The following is a 15,584-nucleotide window of genomic DNA, read 5'->3' as shown; positions in this document are numbered from 1 at the left end:
GCGACCGATGCGCGCCTTCATGAACCCCAAGGAGACTGCCATGACCATGCCGATCTACAACATCGCCGATGACATCGACCTGACGCCCGCCATGCCTGCAGAGGGTCGTGACAGCGGGTCCTACCGCCGCCTGATCTGGCAGGATCCGGTGGACAACGGCACGATCGTCGCCGTATGGAAGGCGGAGCCCGGCATCTACACCTATCCAGGCCGCGATCTTGAGGAAACCTTCGTCGTCGTTGAAGGCGAGGCGATCTATTCGCAGGCGGATGCAGCACCCGTGACGATCGGTCCCGGTGCAATCGTCAGCATCGGTCGAGGCGTGCCCAGCCGCCTCGAAATCCTCTCGCCGTTCCGCAAGCTGGCCACCGTCATTCCGAAGCCCTAGGCATCTCTTCCGTGGAGAGATCGGCGACGGAGGCGCGTTCGACGAGTTCGGTCTGCAACACGACGCGGCTTGCCGGGCCGCCGTCGCCGTTCAGCCGCTCGACCAGCAGCCTGGCTGCCGTTTCGCCGAGCTGATAGACCGGCTGGCGCACGACGGTGACGGGCGGGGTCGTCACCGCTGTCCAGTCCGCATCATGAAACGAGACAAGCGACAGGTCCCGAGGAATGTCGAGGCCAAGCGTGCGGCAGACCTTGAAGACATCGAGTCCGATCACGCTGTCAGAGGCGATGATGGCCGTCGGAGCGTGTTTGGCAGTCAGCATGGCGGTGGCGATCCGCTGTGTCTCCTCCGGCGCCAGCGCGCCGAGCCGTACCCACGCCTCCATTCCCGCGAGACCCGCTTCGCGACAGGCGCGCAGAAAGCCTTCGATGCGCCTGCGCACCGAACCGGTGCTGATGTCGGAGGAGGTGCGGAAGCAATGGTCCGGCGTATCGCAGGCGGTGAGATAGGCAATGCGCCGATGGCCGCCGGCAATCAGCCGGCGCGTGATGCCCTCGGCCGCCTGGCCGTCATCGGCCACGACCGTGTCGACGCCCAGCGCCCTGCTGCCGCGGTCGAGCAGCACCATCGGGCAACCGGAGCGGATCGCGTCCTTTAGATGATCGACATCGCTTTCCTTCGCCGGCGAAACGATCAGTCCGTCCACGCGCTTGGCAAGCAGGGTGCGGATCGCGGCTTTCTCCGTCTCGGTGTTCTCACCGGAATTGGTGAGGATGACGGTGAAGCCCGCCTGCCGGGCAATGTCGGTGATGCCTCTGACCGCCAGGCTGAAGAATGGGTTCTCGATGTCTCCGACCACCACGCCGATCGTGCCGGAGCGGCCGGTCGTCATCGAACGGGCCAGCTCGTTCGGCCGATAGTTCAGGTTGCGCGCGGCAAGGGTCACGGCGTCGCGCACCCGGTCGCTGACGGTTCCGTAGCCACCCAGGACGCGTGCGGCCGTTGCCTTCGAGACGCCCGCCATGCGTGCGACATCGGCCACTGTGACGGAGCTGTTCCGGGGCGGGGTCGGGTCCATGAGCGGTAGCCTTACAAGAGATGCCAATGATTGGCAAATGCCAAGTTGTCTCTTGACAAATGTTAAAGAGACCGGTCTCAATGCGTAAAGAGACCGGTCTCAATAATAAAAGACACGATCCGGTACGCTCACTGCCTCGGCCCGATCTGCGGCTCCTGCCGTCGGTCGGACTCGTGCCGGTGTGCCTCGAATGCAGCTCAAGAACACCACCAGAGGAGACGAACGCAATGCGCATGAAAAAAGCTTTTACCGCCCTCTTCGCCCGCCTGCAGGTCGCGGCAGTCATGCTGGCGCTCGGCATGCTGGCAGGCACCGCACCGGCGAGCCATGCCAAGGACAACCCGCTCGGCCTCATCGATCCCGCCGTCATCAGCGTCGGCACGATGGGGGATGCCAAGCCCTATGCCTTCACCACGGCCGACGGCACCTTCACCGGCTTCGACATCGAGCTTTTCCTGAATGTCGCCGGGCGTCTCGGCTTCAAGAAGGATCAGGTGATCTTCACCGGCCAGGAATTCTCCGCACTCATGCCGTCGGTCGCCAATGGCCGCTTTGACGTGGCGGCCGCCGCAATCGGCACGACCGACAAGCGCAAGCAGACCGTCGATTTCTCGGACGGCTACCTTGCTGGCTTCCTCACCGTTCTGACGCCGGAGACGGGCATCAGTGACGCAGCCGCCCTCAAGGGCAAGCGTCTTGGGGTCGTGCAGGGCACGCTGCAGGAAATCTACGCGGAGAAGAATTTCACCGGCGCCGATCTGGTCAAGTTCCCGGACAACAATTCCGCCATTTCCGCCCTCAATAACGGTACGGTGGATGCCCACTTCCTCGATTACGAGGCAGCCAAGGATTATGCCGGCCGCTATCCCGCCCTGAAGGTGGCGATCAATATCCCGAGCTTCGATGCGCCGGCCGGCTTCGTTGTGCGCAAGGGCAATGATGCGCTGCGCGAGGCGCTGAACAAGGGTCTGCACGAAGCCATGCAGGACGGCACCTGGAAGAAGCTGCACGAAAAGTGGTTCCCCGGCACGCCGATGCCGGCGGCCTATCTTCCCAAGCCGTGATGCCGCCTTGCCGGTCCGGCGCCTGCCGTCGGGCCGGTCCTTCTCTCAAGGGACCTTCTGATGAACTGGCTTGAAAATCTGCGTCGCAGCTTCCTGGACTGGAATGCGATGGCCGAAGTGCTGCCGACCATGATCACGGTCGGCCTGAAGAACACGCTGATCCTCGCATCGGCCTCCACGGTGCTGGGCGTCATCATCGGCATGGTGCTGGCGATCATGGGTATTTCGCGCTCGCCCTGGCTGCGCATTCCGGCGCGGCTCTATACCGACATCTTTCGCGGCCTTCCGGCCATCGTCACCATCCTGCTGATCGGCCAGGGTTTTGCGCGCATCGGGCGCGAACTGTTCGGGCCGTCTCCCTATCCGCTGGGCATCCTCGCGCTCAGCCTGATTGCCGGCGCCTATATCGGCGAGATCTTCCGGTCCGGCATCCAGAGTGTCGATCGCGGCCAGATGGAGGCCTGCCGGGCGCTCTCGATGAGCTATGGGCAGGGCATGCGGCTGATCGTGGTGCCGCAGGGCGTGCGTCGGGTTCTGCCGGCCCTCGTCAACCAGTTCATCGGCAATGTGAAGGATTCGAGTCTCGTCTACTTTCTCGGCCTGCTGGCCTCCGAGCGCGAGATCTTTCGCGTCGGACAGGATCAGGCGGTGGTAACAGGCAATCTTTCGCCGCTGCTGCTGGCCGGCATCTTCTATCTCGTCGTCACCGTGCCGCTCACCCATGTGGTCAATGCCATCGACACCCGCCTGCGGCTCGGCAAGCAACGTCCGGCGATGGTGACCAGCGGGCTGGAGGAGGTCGGCGAACTGGAGGGTGCGGCGAACGCTTCCGGCATCGACTTCAAGGGTGGCAGCCTGGAGGTGCGCAATCTCGGCATGGCCTATGGCGATCTCGAGGTGCTGAAGGGCGTCGATCTTTCCGTCAGGCCGGGCAGCGTCACCTGTATCATCGGTCCGTCCGGCTCCGGCAAGTCGACGCTGCTGCGCGGGCTCAACCGCCTCGTGGAACCGAAGAGCGGCGAGATCCTCATTGATGGCGAAAGCATTCTGGCCATGAAGCCGGAGAGGCTACGCCGGCGGGTCGGCATGGTGTTCCAGCACTTCAATCTCTTCCCGGACCATACCGCACTCGAAAACGTCATGCTGTCGCTGACGAAGATCAAGGGGCTGCCGAAGGCGGAAGCCGAGCGCATTGCCAGGGCACGCCTCGCCGATGTCGGTCTGGCCAGCCGGCAACATCACCGTCCGGGCGGGCTTTCGGGCGGCCAGCAGCAGCGCGTGGCCATTGCCCGGGCGCTCGCCATGGAGCCGGAGGTCATTCTCTTCGACGAGGTGACCAGCGCGCTCGATCCGGAACTGGTCAAGGGCGTGCTGAACCTGATGGCCGATCTCGGCCGGCGCGGCATGACCATGGTCGTCGTCACACATGAGATGGGCTTTGCCCGCCGTGTCGCCGATCAGGTGGTGTTCATGGACGAGGGCCGCGTGGTGGAGGCCGGTTCGCCCGAAGCAATCTTCGATAACCCGCAGAGCCCGAGGCTTCAGCGCTTTCTCGCGGAAGTGCTTTGAAGCAGACAGGAGAACGACGATGACAGCGAAGATCAGATGGGGCGTGCTGGGCTGCGCCGGCATTGCCGCCAAGGCGGTCATTCCCGCCATCCAGTCCAGCCGTCTCGGCCGGGTTGCGGCCATCGCCTCGCGCGACCTGGGCAAGGCTGAAGACATGGCGGGCCGTTTCGGTATCGCCAGGGCCTATGGATCCTATGACGACCTGCTGGCCGATCCCGAGATCGATGCGATCTACAATCCCCTGCCCAACCATCTGCATGTGCCCCTGACGATCAGGGCGTTGCAACAGGGGAAGCCGGTGCTCTGCGAGAAGCCGATCGCGCTCGACGCGCAGGAGGCGACGAGGCTTCTGGAGGCACAGAAGGCTGCCGGCCTGCCGGTGGCGGAAGCCTTCATGGTGCGCCATCACCCGCAGTGGAAACAGGCGAAAGCGCTGATTGCCGAAGGCCGGCTCGGGGAAGTCGGCGCCATACAGACGATCTTTTCCTACTATCTCGACGACCCCGGCAATGTTCGCAATCAGGCGGAGATCGGCGGAGGCGGCCTGTTCGATGTCGGCTGCTATGCCATCAACACCGCCCGCTATCTTTTCGAGGCCGAACCGCTGCGGGCGATTGCGCTGATCGAACGGGATCCGGTCTTCGGCACGGACCGTCTGGCGAGCGGCCTGCTGGCCTTTCCGCAGGGCCGCCAGCTTGCCTTCACCTGTTCCACACAGCTGGCGCTGACGCAGAAGATCACGGTGCTAGGCACCCGCGGGCGTCTCGAAATTCCCGTTCCGTTCAATGCGCCTGCCGATCTGCCGACCCGGCTCGTTGTCGATGACGGTCGCGATCTCGACGGTGGCGGGCGCATCGAAATCGCCGTGGAGGCGGTCGACCAGTATCGCGAACAGGCCGATGCCTTCTGCGAGGCCGTGCTCTTCGGCACGCCGCCTGCGACGGGGCTGGAGGATGCGATCGCCAACATGAAGGTGATCGATGCGCTCTTCCGCTCTGCCGCTAGCGGTCGCTGGGAAGAGCCCTGACCCGCCCAACAGCTGCCACACCTGATGAAACATGACAAACCGACTGAAAGACAGACCATGACAGACAAGACCATCTCCTCGGCCGTGATCATCGGCGCCGGCATCTTCGGCGTTTCGACCGGCGTTCAGCTTGCCAGGCGCGGCATCCGGGTGACCATTCTCAACGATGGCGCACCGGCCAATGGCGCATCTGGCCGCTCGCTTTCCTGGCTGAACTCGGCACGCATGCGTTCCGAGCCCTATCACCGCCTGCGCATGGCCGGCATCGACCGCTACCGCACGCTGTTTGCGCAATATCCCGATACCGACTGGCTGCGCTTCGACGGGGGCCTCACCTGGGATGCGGATGATGCGGGCAACGAGATCGTCGCTGCCTATCGCCACGAGGTTTCGCTCGCTTATGATGCACAACATCTGGCCGCGGGGGCCGTCGTGGGCGTCACGCCAGGCGTTGACGCGCGCGCGATTACCCCGCAGGGCGCAATCTTCAATCCCGGCGAGGGCTGGGTTGACCTGCCGGTGCTGATCGGTCTGCTTCTGCAGGAGTTTTCCGCGCTGGGTGGCGTGCTGGTGACCGATCAGGGGGCGGCACGGGTCATCCTCGAGAATGGCCGGGCCACCGGTGCGCTGACCGCAAGCGGCAATCGTTTCGAGGCCGAAGCCGTGGTGGTCGCCACGGGGCCGGCGGTGCCGAAGATGGTGGCGGAGAGCGGCGAGACCATTGGCGATGGAACGCCGATTGCGCTTCTGGTGCAGACGAAGCCACTCGATCATCCGCTGCGCGCGGTTCTCAACACGCCGCGCGTCGCGGTTCGCCCGGCGCCGGGGGGAACCTTCTCGCTGGATGCCGACTGGGCCGCCGACGAGGGCGTGACGCAGCGCCCCGATGGCAGCTATGCAGTTAACGATGCGGTGGTGGAGGCACTGATGGCCGAGGCAAGCCGGGTGATGGACGGCAATCCGAAGCTCGAGATTGCCTCCATCGGCGTTGGCGGCAAACCGATCCCCGGCGATGGGGAACCGGTGATCGGCGCTCTCAAGGCCATCCCAGGCTACTATGTCGCCTTCAGCCACAGCGGCGCCACGCTTGGCCTGATCGTCGGGGAGTTGCTTGCCTACGAAATCGCAACGGGCAGCGAGCATCCCATGCTGGCAACCTTCCGGCCGGAACGCTTCGCCCAACGCTAGAAGGACCGATGACTGGCGAGGATCGCCAGTCCGACCCAGCCCTTTCGATGCCGCGCAACGAAAAATGCGACGGCATCAAGGTCTCCTTTGCGCTCGGGATGCGCTTCTGGGCGGACTTGAACGGGAGGCTTGCCTCCCCTCGTGAGGCTCCCTGCCGGACGGCTCGCCGTATCGCAGGGCGCCTTTCCCCCTCAAATCGCCTGCCGTCTGCCACCCTCCGAAGGCCAGCTTGTCCGGCGGTTCACCGGCAATGTAGTCTATTGCCCGGGATCTGTCGCTGCACCCAAGGGGGGCATTTTTCCAAAAATACATCTATTGATGTGTGTAGGCGTCACGCGATGAAATCTGCTGTCCATTCGCAGCGAAGGGACTGAACTGCAATCATCGGAACGGCGCCAATTGCCCTTCTTCCGAAACCATTGATGGGTTCCGGAGCCAAGAAAGAGCCCATGCCGAGTGTCAGGCCACCATTGTTTCGGCAATCGTCGCCACACGGCAGACCGGCTTCAGCGCGGCAATTGCGGTCTCGTGTACCTCGGGCGAAAAGGCGGCACAGCCATCGGACAGCACGGTCACGTCGAAATCGCGCACATGCGCATCGCGCACCGTGGAGGCGACGCCACCATTGGTGACGATGCCGCAGACGATGAGCTTGCGAATGTCGCATTTGCGCAGCACCCACTCCAGACGGGTCATATAGAAGGCGGAATAGGCAACCTTCTCGATGCTGATGTCGGCCGGCGCCAACCGGTCAACGAGGCTGTGACCCCAGGATCCGGGCAGGAAATCGCCCTTCGCCAGGAAGGGGCGCAGCGTCTTCAGGTGCGGCGAGATCAGCGGTTCGCCTCCTTTCAGCGGTACCAGCGTGAACTGGGTGGAGATGATCCAGCCGCCGGCCTCCCTGATGCGCTCGGCAAGCGGGGCCAGTTTTTCGGGCAACGCGGCAATCCCTGCAGCAGTTTGCCCGGCCCGCCCGTAAGCACCGTCCGGGTGGAGGAAATCGTTCTGCAGATCGACGATCAGGAGGCCGGTCTGCGCCGGGCTTACGGTGTCATGCATCAGAGCCTCTCGATGATCACGTTGCCAAGTTCATCAACCCGTGCGGTCAGGTCCGGATCAACCAGCACGGTGGCATCCGGCTGTTCGAGAATGGCCGGGCCATGGATCTGCGCACCGACCGGCAATTCCAGCCGCGCATAGATCGCGGTGTCATGCCACGCACCATCGAACCAGACGGGACGATGGCCGCGGGCGGCCTTTTCAAGGGAGCATCCGGCATCGGGCGCAAGCGCTTTCAGGCTGAAATGCGGGCGTCGCCCGATCGCTGCCGTCCGCAGGTTGACGATCTTTGCCTGCAGCCCAGGCAGCAGGCGGCTGAACGAGGCGCGATAGGCTGTGTCGAAAGCGTCCTGCACGATCTGGCGGGTTACGCCTGTCGATCCCTTGGCAACGGTCACCGGCAGCGGCACGGAAACCGTATGCGTCTGGCCGACATAATGCATGTCGAGTTCGAACAGGATATCGACCTGCTGCATCTGCAGTCCGGCCTCTTCCACCACTTGGCCCGCGGCCTCGGCTTCTGCCACCATACGGGCGTCGAGCACGGCTTCGTCCAGCGCATCGACGGTGAGGTTCACCGTCTGCACCTGGTCATGGCGGATATCGGCGATCACGCAGCCGAGTGCCGAGGTGACTCCCGGATAACGCGGCACGAGTGCGGCCTGCAGGCCGACATCCTTGATGAGCGCACCGGCATGAAGCGCACCGCCGCCACCGAAGGGGACCGCGACGAATTTTGCCGGGTCGTGCCCGCGCTCAATGGACACCAGGCGGATGGCACCCGCCATGCGCCCGTCCGCCACGCGAACGATCGCTTCCGCCGCTTCCATGACACCAAGGCCGCAAGGTGCGGCCACATGCTCGGCGATGGCGGCCTTGGCCGCTTCCACGTCCAGTCGCTGAAGCTTGCCTCCGATCGGACGTTCGGCATTGATGCGGCCGAGAACGATATTGGCGTCTGTTAGCGTGGGGCGGGTATTGCCCTGTCCGTAGGCGACCGGGCCGGGGCGTGAGCCGGCGCTTTCCGGCCCGACCTGCAGCAGGCGGCCGGCATCCACATGGGCGATGGAGCCACCACCGGCACCGATCGTGGTGATCTCGATCATCGGCGTTCGCACGACGAGGCCGAAATCGATCGTCGTCTGGGCGGCGAGCGAGGTCTGGCCGTCAACGACCAGCGACACGTCAAAGGAGGTTCCGCCGAGATCGCCGGTGATGATGTTGGGAAAACCTGCCGCTCTGGAGATTGCCGCTGCTGCAATCACGCCGGCGGCCGGGCCGGACAGTGCGGTGCGCACCGGAAGCCGGCTTGCGGTCTCCGTCGACATCACTCCGCCATTCGACTGGACGATGTGGAAGGGTCCGGCAAAGGTTTCTTCCTTCAGGGCGGCCTGCAGCTTGCCGAGATAACCGCCGACGACAGGCTGCAGATAGGCATTCAGCGCCGTGGTGGAGGTGCGCTCGAACTCGCGGATTTCCGGCAGAATCTGGGCGGAGGCGGCAAGATTGTCGTTCGGCCAGACCGAGCGAGCCGCATCCAGCGCAGCCAGTTCGTTGACCGGGTTGGCATAGGCATTGATGAAGCAGATGGCGAGCGCCTCTGCACCCGCAGCGAGTGCCTTCAACGCAGCGGCACGAACCTCGTCGGGATCAAGAGGCTGCCGCACCGTTCCATCCGCCAGCACACGCTCGTTCACCTCGAAGCGCATGTCACGTTCGATCACAGGGGTGAAATCGCCCCACAGGCCCCAGGTGTTCAACCGGTCGCGGCGGCGCATTTCCAGAACGTCGCGAAAACCCTTGGTCGTGATCAGTGCGGTGCGGGCACCCTTGCGCTCCAGAAGCGCGTTGGTACCGACCGTCGTGCCGTGCACGATGGAGCCGAGATCAGCTATGGCACCGAATGATTTCAGACCGTCGATGAAGCCGACTGCCTCGTCGCCGCGATTGGAGGAGACCTTGGCCGTCCGGAACCTGCCGGTTGCCTCCTCGAAATAAAAGAGATCGGTGAAGGTGCCGCCGACGTCGACGCCGACGACCGCCCCCTTGAGGCTCTTGATATGGCTGTTCATGCCGCTTTTCCTTCACGCAGAATGTCGGTCGCCTTCATGTCGATCTGTCCGTCCCTGTCGATCTCGACGCCGTAGAGAGTGCGGGCGGTTTCCCGGCTGACGAATCCAAGGCGCACGTCGCGAGCCACCTTTTCCGGCGGCCTTGTCCGCGGATTGCCGTAACCGCCGCCGCCGGGCGATTCGATGCGGATCTTCTGTCCGGCCCGCACCCTCACATCGGTGACCTTGGAGGCGAGCGGCGGCGAGCGTTCGCCCTCGTCGCTGTCCCAGATGAAGCGGTTGAGGCCGCCTTCCATGCCGCCGGCTACACCGGGCGGCGCATAGATGCCGCGTTCCCCAAGCAGGAACACATCGGCATCGGTCAGCGTCTCCAACTCGTAGACGGAGCCGACGCCGCCGCGATGGTAGCCGGCGCCGGCAGAATCGGGACGCAGCGCCCATTGGGTAAAGACGACGGGGTATGATGCCTCCAGGATTTCGGCCGGCGGGATTGTTGCCATCGAGATCGGGTTGTTGGCATGGTTCAATCCGTCGCTTTCCGGATTGCCGCCGAGCCCGCCGCCGAAGAAAGAGAACATCACGTAACGAGAGCCGTCGCCGCGATAGCCGGCAATCGACAGGGCGTTGATCGTGCCGAAGGGGGCAGCCGTCGCCCGCGCCGGATCGGCCTTGGCCAGAGCGCCGAAGACGACGCCGATGACGCGCAGGATGGTTTCGGTGTAACCGCCGACCGGCTTCGGCGGCTTCACGCCAAGCAGCGTGGTCTCCGGGATCACGAAGGTGATCGGGCGCAGGCAGCCCGCATTGGCCGGCACCGCGGTAAAGACATGCTTCAGTGCCACGTAGCAGCAGGCAGCAGCCGTCGAATAGGCAATGTTCAGCGGCCCGGCGCACGGTGCCGACGACCGCGAGAAATCGAGCACCATCTCGTCGCCCTTGATGGTGAGGTCGAGTGCGATGGTCAGACGCTCCGGGGTAATCCCGTCATTGTCGAGGTAGTCCTCGAAGCTGTAGGTGCCGTCCGGCAGCGCGCGGATGGCGTCGCGCATCATGGCATCGGCCCGGTCTGAGAAGACGTCGAAAGCCTGGGCGACCGTTGTGTCTCCATAAGCGTCGAGCAGTTCCGAAAGCCGCCGCTCGCCGAGATCAAGTGCATTCAGCTGTCCGTTCAGATCGCCGTAATTGGAGGTCGGGACGCGGGAATTGGCGGCCAGAATATCGAGCAGGTCGCGGTTCATCACGCCTTTCGAGACCAGCTTGACCGGTGGAATGCGAACGCCTTCCTGAAAGCTTTCGGTGGCCTTTGCATTGAAGCCGCCCGGCACATTGCCACCGATGTCCAGCCAATGGCCGACGGAGGCGATCCAGCAATAGAGCGTGCCACCGCGGAAGACCGGGCGCACCAGGCGGAAATCGTTGAGATGCGTGCCGCCGGCGTAAGGATCGTTGAAGAGATAGGTGTCGCCGGGATTGAGGTCGCCGTCGATTGCCACCTTGTCGATGACGGCCTTGACGGCAAAGGCCATGGCGCCGACGAAGATCGGCAGGCCGCGGGTGCCCTGGACCAGCGTTGCGCCGGTTTCGGCATGATAAAGGCCGTGGCAGGCATCGCGCGCTTCGGCAATGATCGGGTTGAAGGCCGAGCGGTAGAGCGTGGCGTCCATCTCGTCGGCGATCTGTTCCAGCCGGCCGTTCAGAATGGCAAGCGTGACGGGATCAAGGGCGCTTTTCATGCAGCGTCATCCTTCGTGTTGCCCTTTGCTGGGGAGGAGGCTTGGTTCTCGGTTTCGTACTGCTCGTAACGCCGGCCGAGATCGAGCATCTGCGGAGTGCCGATCAGCTCGTTCAGCGCGCCGAAATCGAACATACGGCCGGAGAAGGGCGTATTGGTGCCGTGCTCCCGCAACGAGGCGTAATAGTCCTGAGCGGTGCGGGCCAGCGCGCGGACAATGCCGCCCGGGAAGATCACGATGCTGTAGCCCATCTGGCCGAGTTCATCGGCAGAGAACATCGGGGTGTTGCCACCCTCCACCATGTTGGCCAGCAGCGGACGCTGCGCGGCAAGCGCGGTGCTGACTGCGGTCAGTTGTTCGGCGGAGCGCGGCGCCTCGACGAACAGAATGTCCGCACCGGCCTCCGCATAGAGCGCCGCACGGTCGATCGCGGCCTCCAGCCCCTCGATGGCGACCGCATCGGTGCGGGCGATGATCAGCGTGTCCTCCGAGGCGCGTGCATCCACGGCAGCCTTCACCTTGCCAGCCATCTCGGCGGCCGAGATGATGCTCTTATCCTGCAGGTGGCCGCAGCGCTTCGGCAGTGTCTGGTCTTCCAGCTGGATGGCGCTCGCGCCTGCCCGCTCGAAGGCCTTCACGGTGCGCTGCACGTTGAGCGCATTGCCGTAGCCATTGTCGGCGTCCACGATCAGCGGCGTCTCCACCCGCTGGCGGACGAGGCCGATGACATCGGCCACTTCGGTCATCGAAACAAGACCGATATCGGGGCGACCGAGCCGGGTATAGGCGATCGCTGCACCCGAAAGATAGAGCGCTGAAAAACCGGCATTCGTGGCGATCGATGCGGTCAGGGCATCGAACACGCCGGGCGCAACGATCGTTCTGCCGTCGGAGAGATGGTTCTTGAGGCTCGTCATGTCTTGTCCTTCATCGCGGGGGTAACCTGCAGGCAGGATCGGCCCGACGGATTGGCGGCAGCCGCGTTCGTCGCGACTGCGTTCGATATCTGCTCGCGCTGCATGGCATCGTCCTCCGGCAGAGGTTCCGAACGAAGACGGCGGAGCGGGTGTAGGGGCGGGCGCATCAGTATGGCATCCTCCTCAAAGCCCGAGATAAGCGCGCTTGAGTTCCGGATTTCCGGAGATCTCTGCGGCCGATCCCGACATGGTGACCTGCCCGTTTTCGATGATGTAGGCGCGATGGGCGATCTCGAGTGATTGCACCACATTCTGCTCGACCAGCATGATTGGCAGGCCCTCTCCATTCAGTCGCTTCACCAGATCGAACATTTCCTCCACCAGCAGCGGGGAGAGCCCAAGCGAGGGTTCGTCCAGGATCAGGAGCTTCGGTTCAGCCATCATGCCGCGTCCGATTGCCAGCATCTGCTGCTCGCCGCCCGACAAGGTGCCGGCCATCTGGGTCGTGCGCTGCCTCAGCTTTGGAAACGTCTCATAGACGCGCTCGATATTGCGGGCGCGGCCCGCCCGTCCGCGTCGATAGCTGCCAAGTTCCAGATTCTCGTGCACGCTCATGTTGGGGAAGATCTTGCGGCCTTCCGGCACATGGATCAGACCAGCCTCCACGGCGGCAATCGGCGAGCCTGCGAGTTCCCTGCCGTCGAAGATGATCGAACCGGAGGTCAGGCTCAGGAGGCCCGAAAGCGCCTTGTTGAGCGTCGTCTTGCCGACGCCGTTGGCACCCAGAACCGCGACGATCTCGCCGCTTGCGACCGAAAGATCAATGCCGCGCAACACTTCGACGCCACCATAACCGGTGCGGATGTTCTTAACCTCAAGCATGGGCACCTCCGAGATTGGCGATGCGGGTGGCAGCTCCCTTGCCGAGATAGGCTTCGATGACCGCCGGATCGTTGCAGACCGAGGCGGGCGTTCCTTCCGCAATCATCTGGCCTTGCGCCAGCACATAGACCTCCTCGCAGAGGTTCATCACCGCCTGCATCACGTGTTCGATCATGAAGATCGTCACGCCGTCGTCGCGAATGGCCCGGATGACCGGAATGATGTCGCGGATCTCGGAGGGGTTGAGACCGGCGAGCACTTCATCAAGCAGAAGCAGTTTCGGTTCCGTCGCCAATGCGCGTGCAAGCTCCAGGCGCTTGCGCCCGGCAACCGTCAGGCTGGATGCCTGCTGTTCCAACTCCCTGCCAAGGCCGACCCGTTCGGCGACGGCGCGTGCTTTGGCAATCGCCTCGTCCGTCTTGGGGTGACGGAGATAGCTGCCGATCGTGATGTTCTCCAGCACGTTCAATCCCTGGAAGGGTTGGACGATCTGGAAGGTACGGGCAATGCCCAGTTGCGCGCGCTGATGTGGCTTGAGGCCCGTGATATCGCGGCCTTGCCAGAGAACCTGCCCGCCGGTCGGTTGCAGGAACCCGGCGATCACGGCAAAAAGCGTGGTCTTGCCGGCCCCGTTCGGGCCGATCAGTCCGGTGATCGACCCTTCGCGGACGCGGAGGGACGCCTGGTCGACGGCGGTCAGGCCGCCGAAGCGCATGGTGATGGTCTGGGTGCTGAGCATCATACGGCGATCCTCCGGGCAAGGCGCGGAGCAAACCGGCGCAATAGGCCAAGCACGCCGCCGGACGCAAAGGCGACGACACCGATCAGGACCACGGCAAAGACCATCAGGTCGATGCCAGGAATGCGTCCGGCAAAACTCTTGGTCAGTTCCCCCAGCCCATGCAGCGTAAAGGTGCCGATCAGCGGGCCAAGCACGAGGCCGCGACCACCGACCAACGGTGCCAGCAGCGCTTCGACCGAGATCCAGACGCCGAAGCCTATATTGGCATCGATGTAGAGAAAGTTCTGCACGTAGAGGACGCCAGCCGCAGCCGTCATGGCACCCGACAGGCTGATCGCCTTCAGCTTGACGGAGAGCACATCGACGCCAAGTGCGCGGGCGGCATCTTCGTTTTCCCGCACGGCGACAAGATGCGCGCCGAACCGAGAGCCGGCAATGGCACGGCTGATCACGAGACCGACGAAGACAAAGGCGAGCGCCAGCCAGAGGAAGGAAGCGCGGCTTTCGAACTGCATGTTCGCCAGGCCGGGATCGAGCTTGAGCAGCAGTCCAGCGGCCCCGCCGGTCCATTCCGAGGCATTGGCAAGAATGCGCATCAGTTCGGCGAAGGCGAGCGTGATCAGGGCAAAATAGGATCCCCGCAGCCCGGCACGGAAGCTGAGAAAGCCGAGAATGAAGCCGGCCGCGGCGCCGGCCAGAAGCGCCAGGAAGAAGGCAACCCAGGCATTGACGCCGAAGTGGAACTGCAGCATCGCCGCGGTGTAACAGCCAACGCCGAAGAACAACGCATGGCCGAAGGACGTCTGGCCTGCAACGCCACCGAGGATATTCCAGCCCTGCGCTGCGAGCGTGATGATCAGCGACATGACCATGAAGTTGAAGAGCGTGTTCGACGAAGACACGAGCGGAACGACCGCGAGCGCTGCCGTCACAAGGATGATGGGAATGTAACCGTTGATCCTCATGCCTTTGCTCCGAACAGGCCGGTTGGCTTCAGGAGCAGAACCAGGATGAAGATGACAAAAATGCCGATCTGGCCGAGGCTTTCACCCAGCAGCAGCCCGCTCAGGCTTTCCACGAGACCGATCAGCAGACCGCCGATCATCGCGCCGGGAATGGAGCCCATGCCGCCGAGCACGACGATAGTGAAGGCGATGTTGACGAAGGCGCCCCCCACCCTCGGATTGACGTAGAAGGTCGGCATCAGGAGGCCGGCCGCAACCGCGAGTGCTGCACAGCCAAGCCCGAAGGTCAGCGCATAGACATGCCCGACGTCGATGCCCATCAGGCTCGCTCCAAGCTTTTCTTTTGCTACCGCGCGGATCGCCTTGCCGGCATCGGTCCGGCTCATGATGAACCAGAGGAGGGCCGTGACAACGAGCGAACCGGCAAAACCGACAAGCCGCGGGGACGAAATCAGAAAAGGCCCGGCTTCGATCACAGAGAAGGAAAAGTCCGAGCTGATCGAGCGCGTATCCGATCCGAAGCCGGCCAGGAGCGCATTCTCGATGAAGATCGAGATGCCGAGCGTGATCAGCAGGATATTGCCGTCGTCGCCCTTGGCGGCCGGCCCGATGACGAGCCTCTGCACACCGTAGCCGAGACCGAAAAAGATGGGCGTCACCACAAGGATTGACAGGTAAGGGTCAATCCCGGCCAGCACGTTCAGCCCCCAGACGGCGAACATGGCGCTGGCGAGGATGGCCCCATGGGCAAAGTTGATGATGTGCAGCACGCCGTAGACGAGCGTGAGGCCGAGCGCGATCAGCGCGTAGATCGCGCCGGTCAACAGACCGTTGATCATCGCCTCGATGAGGATGGTGGGGGAATACATCGTCCAGTCCGGATGGTTGGGGTGCAGGTGG

At 63.8% G+C, this 15,584-nt stretch carries 14 protein-coding genes; 5 read left to right on the top strand and 9 right to left on the bottom strand.

Annotated features, from left to right (window positions below; genetic code table 11):
* The first annotated feature begins 40 nt into the window (after nucleotides 1-40).
* Complete coding sequence (locus tag KLP42_RS08660; RefSeq protein ID WP_215565803.1) at nucleotides 41-388, top strand: cupin domain-containing protein; 348 nt, start codon at nucleotides 41-43, stop codon at nucleotides 386-388.
* Here the strand turns inward: KLP42_RS08660 and KLP42_RS08655 are convergent.
* Nucleotides 372-1,466 (bottom strand): LacI family DNA-binding transcriptional regulator, encoded by a 1,095-nt coding sequence (locus KLP42_RS08655; RefSeq protein WP_215565802.1) that lies wholly within the window; start codon nucleotides 1,464-1,466, stop codon nucleotides 372-374. The two genes, KLP42_RS08660 and KLP42_RS08655, sit on opposite strands and share 17 nt — an antisense overlap.
* 227 nt (nucleotides 1,467-1,693) lie before the next feature.
* On the opposite strand from KLP42_RS08655, the gene KLP42_RS08650 reads away from it, so the two are divergent.
* From KLP42_RS08650 to KLP42_RS08635, 4 genes are read left to right on the top strand one after another with little or no spacing between them, the layout of a single operon-like run.
* Nucleotides 1,694-2,530 carry an ABC transporter substrate-binding protein gene (locus KLP42_RS08650; protein WP_215565801.1) on the top strand — a complete coding sequence of 279 codons (837 nt, stop codon included), beginning with the start codon at nucleotides 1,694-1,696 and terminating at the stop codon, nucleotides 2,528-2,530.
* A gap of 60 nt (nucleotides 2,531-2,590) precedes the next feature.
* The gene (locus tag KLP42_RS27115; RefSeq protein ID WP_215565800.1) at nucleotides 2,591-4,099 is read left to right on the top strand and encodes an amino acid ABC transporter permease/ATP-binding protein; all 1,509 of its coding nucleotides are present in this window, start codon (nucleotides 2,591-2,593) and stop codon (nucleotides 4,097-4,099) included.
* Nucleotides 4,100-4,118: 19 nt separating this feature from the next.
* Nucleotides 4,119-5,126, top strand: a complete 1,008-nt coding sequence (locus KLP42_RS08640) for a Gfo/Idh/MocA family protein (RefSeq protein WP_215565799.1) — start codon at nucleotides 4,119-4,121, stop codon at nucleotides 5,124-5,126.
* A 57-nt stretch (nucleotides 5,127-5,183) separates the two neighbouring features.
* Complete coding sequence (locus tag KLP42_RS08635) at nucleotides 5,184-6,314, top strand: NAD(P)/FAD-dependent oxidoreductase (RefSeq protein WP_215565798.1); 1,131 nt, start codon at nucleotides 5,184-5,186, stop codon at nucleotides 6,312-6,314.
* Nucleotides 6,315-6,773: 459 nt separating this feature from the next.
* Here KLP42_RS08635 and KLP42_RS08630 read toward each other — a convergent pair whose 3' ends face one another.
* From KLP42_RS08630 to KLP42_RS08595, 8 genes are all read right to left on the bottom strand, one after another.
* On the bottom strand, nucleotides 6,774-7,373 hold the full coding sequence (locus KLP42_RS08630) for a cysteine hydrolase family protein (RefSeq protein ID WP_215565797.1): 600 nt from the start codon (nucleotides 7,371-7,373) through the stop codon (nucleotides 6,774-6,776).
* Nucleotides 7,373-9,445 (bottom strand): hydantoinase/oxoprolinase family protein, encoded by a 2,073-nt coding sequence (locus tag KLP42_RS08625; RefSeq protein WP_215565796.1) that lies wholly within the window; start codon nucleotides 9,443-9,445, stop codon nucleotides 7,373-7,375. Before KLP42_RS08625 ends, KLP42_RS08630 begins: the two co-directional genes overlap by 1 nt.
* Complete coding sequence (locus KLP42_RS08620; protein ID WP_215565795.1) at nucleotides 9,442-11,178, bottom strand: hydantoinase B/oxoprolinase family protein; 1,737 nt, start codon at nucleotides 11,176-11,178, stop codon at nucleotides 9,442-9,444. Before KLP42_RS08620 ends, KLP42_RS08625 begins: the two co-directional genes overlap by 4 nt.
* On the bottom strand, nucleotides 11,175-12,095 hold the full coding sequence (locus KLP42_RS08615) for an isocitrate lyase/PEP mutase family protein (protein WP_215565794.1): 921 nt from the start codon (nucleotides 12,093-12,095) through the stop codon (nucleotides 11,175-11,177). The genes KLP42_RS08620 and KLP42_RS08615 overlap by 4 nt, the downstream gene beginning before the upstream one ends.
* 183 nt (nucleotides 12,096-12,278) lie before the next feature.
* Nucleotides 12,279-12,977: an ABC transporter ATP-binding protein gene (locus tag KLP42_RS08610; protein WP_215565793.1), complete on the bottom strand. Its 699-nt coding sequence runs from the start codon at nucleotides 12,975-12,977 to the stop codon at nucleotides 12,279-12,281.
* Nucleotides 12,970-13,716: an ABC transporter ATP-binding protein gene (locus KLP42_RS08605; RefSeq protein ID WP_215565917.1), complete on the bottom strand. Its 747-nt coding sequence runs from the start codon at nucleotides 13,714-13,716 to the stop codon at nucleotides 12,970-12,972. The genes KLP42_RS08610 and KLP42_RS08605 overlap by 8 nt, the downstream gene beginning before the upstream one ends.
* On the bottom strand, nucleotides 13,716-14,684 hold the full coding sequence (locus KLP42_RS08600) for a branched-chain amino acid ABC transporter permease (RefSeq protein WP_215565792.1): 969 nt from the start codon (nucleotides 14,682-14,684) through the stop codon (nucleotides 13,716-13,718). Before KLP42_RS08600 ends, KLP42_RS08605 begins: the two co-directional genes overlap by 1 nt.
* The gene (locus KLP42_RS08595) at nucleotides 14,681-15,553 is read right to left on the bottom strand and encodes a branched-chain amino acid ABC transporter permease (RefSeq protein ID WP_215565791.1); all 873 of its coding nucleotides are present in this window, start codon (nucleotides 15,551-15,553) and stop codon (nucleotides 14,681-14,683) included. Before KLP42_RS08595 ends, KLP42_RS08600 begins: the two co-directional genes overlap by 4 nt.
* Nucleotides 15,554-15,584: the final 31 nt, after the last annotated feature.

Source organism: Rhizobium sp. CSW-27 (assembly GCF_018760785.1).
In the GTDB taxonomy this organism is placed as follows: Bacteria; Pseudomonadota; Alphaproteobacteria; order Rhizobiales; family Rhizobiaceae; genus Neorhizobium.
This window is presented reverse-complemented; position numbering and strand designations above follow the sequence as displayed.

Bases quoted from the DNA above. Each gene is read 5' to 3' on its own strand.
- KLP42_RS08640 (WP_215565799.1), top strand. From the start codon at position 4,119: ATGACAGCGAAGATCAGATGGGGCGTGCTGGGCTGCGCCGGCATTGCC.
- KLP42_RS08620 (WP_215565795.1), bottom strand. From the start codon at position 11,178: ATGAAAAGCGCCCTTGATCCCGTCACGCTTGCCATTCTGAACGGCCGG.
- KLP42_RS08615 (WP_215565794.1), bottom strand. From the start codon at position 12,095: ATGACGAGCCTCAAGAACCATCTCTCCGACGGCAGAACGATCGTTGCG.
- KLP42_RS08655 (WP_215565802.1), bottom strand. From the start codon at position 1,466: ATGGACCCGACCCCGCCCCGGAACAGCTCCGTCACAGTGGCCGATGTC.
- KLP42_RS08600 (WP_215565792.1), bottom strand. From the start codon at position 14,684: ATGAGGATCAACGGTTACATTCCCATCATCCTTGTGACGGCAGCGCTC.
- KLP42_RS08625 (WP_215565796.1), bottom strand. From the start codon at position 9,445: ATGAACAGCCATATCAAGAGCCTCAAGGGGGCGGTCGTCGGCGTCGAC.
- KLP42_RS08595 (WP_215565791.1), bottom strand. From the start codon at position 15,553: ATGTATTCCCCCACCATCCTCATCGAGGCGATGATCAACGGTCTGTTG.
- KLP42_RS08660 (WP_215565803.1), top strand. From the start codon at position 41: ATGACCATGCCGATCTACAACATCGCCGATGACATCGACCTGACGCCC.
- KLP42_RS08650 (WP_215565801.1), top strand. From the start codon at position 1,694: ATGCGCATGAAAAAAGCTTTTACCGCCCTCTTCGCCCGCCTGCAGGTC.
- KLP42_RS08630 (WP_215565797.1), bottom strand. From the start codon at position 7,373: ATGCATGACACCGTAAGCCCGGCGCAGACCGGCCTCCTGATCGTCGAT.
- KLP42_RS08605 (WP_215565917.1), bottom strand. From the start codon at position 13,716: ATGCTCAGCACCCAGACCATCACCATGCGCTTCGGCGGCCTGACCGCC.
- KLP42_RS27115 (WP_215565800.1), top strand. From the start codon at position 2,591: ATGAACTGGCTTGAAAATCTGCGTCGCAGCTTCCTGGACTGGAATGCG.
- KLP42_RS08635 (WP_215565798.1), top strand. From the start codon at position 5,184: ATGACAGACAAGACCATCTCCTCGGCCGTGATCATCGGCGCCGGCATC.
- KLP42_RS08610 (WP_215565793.1), bottom strand. From the start codon at position 12,977: ATGCTTGAGGTTAAGAACATCCGCACCGGTTATGGTGGCGTCGAAGTG.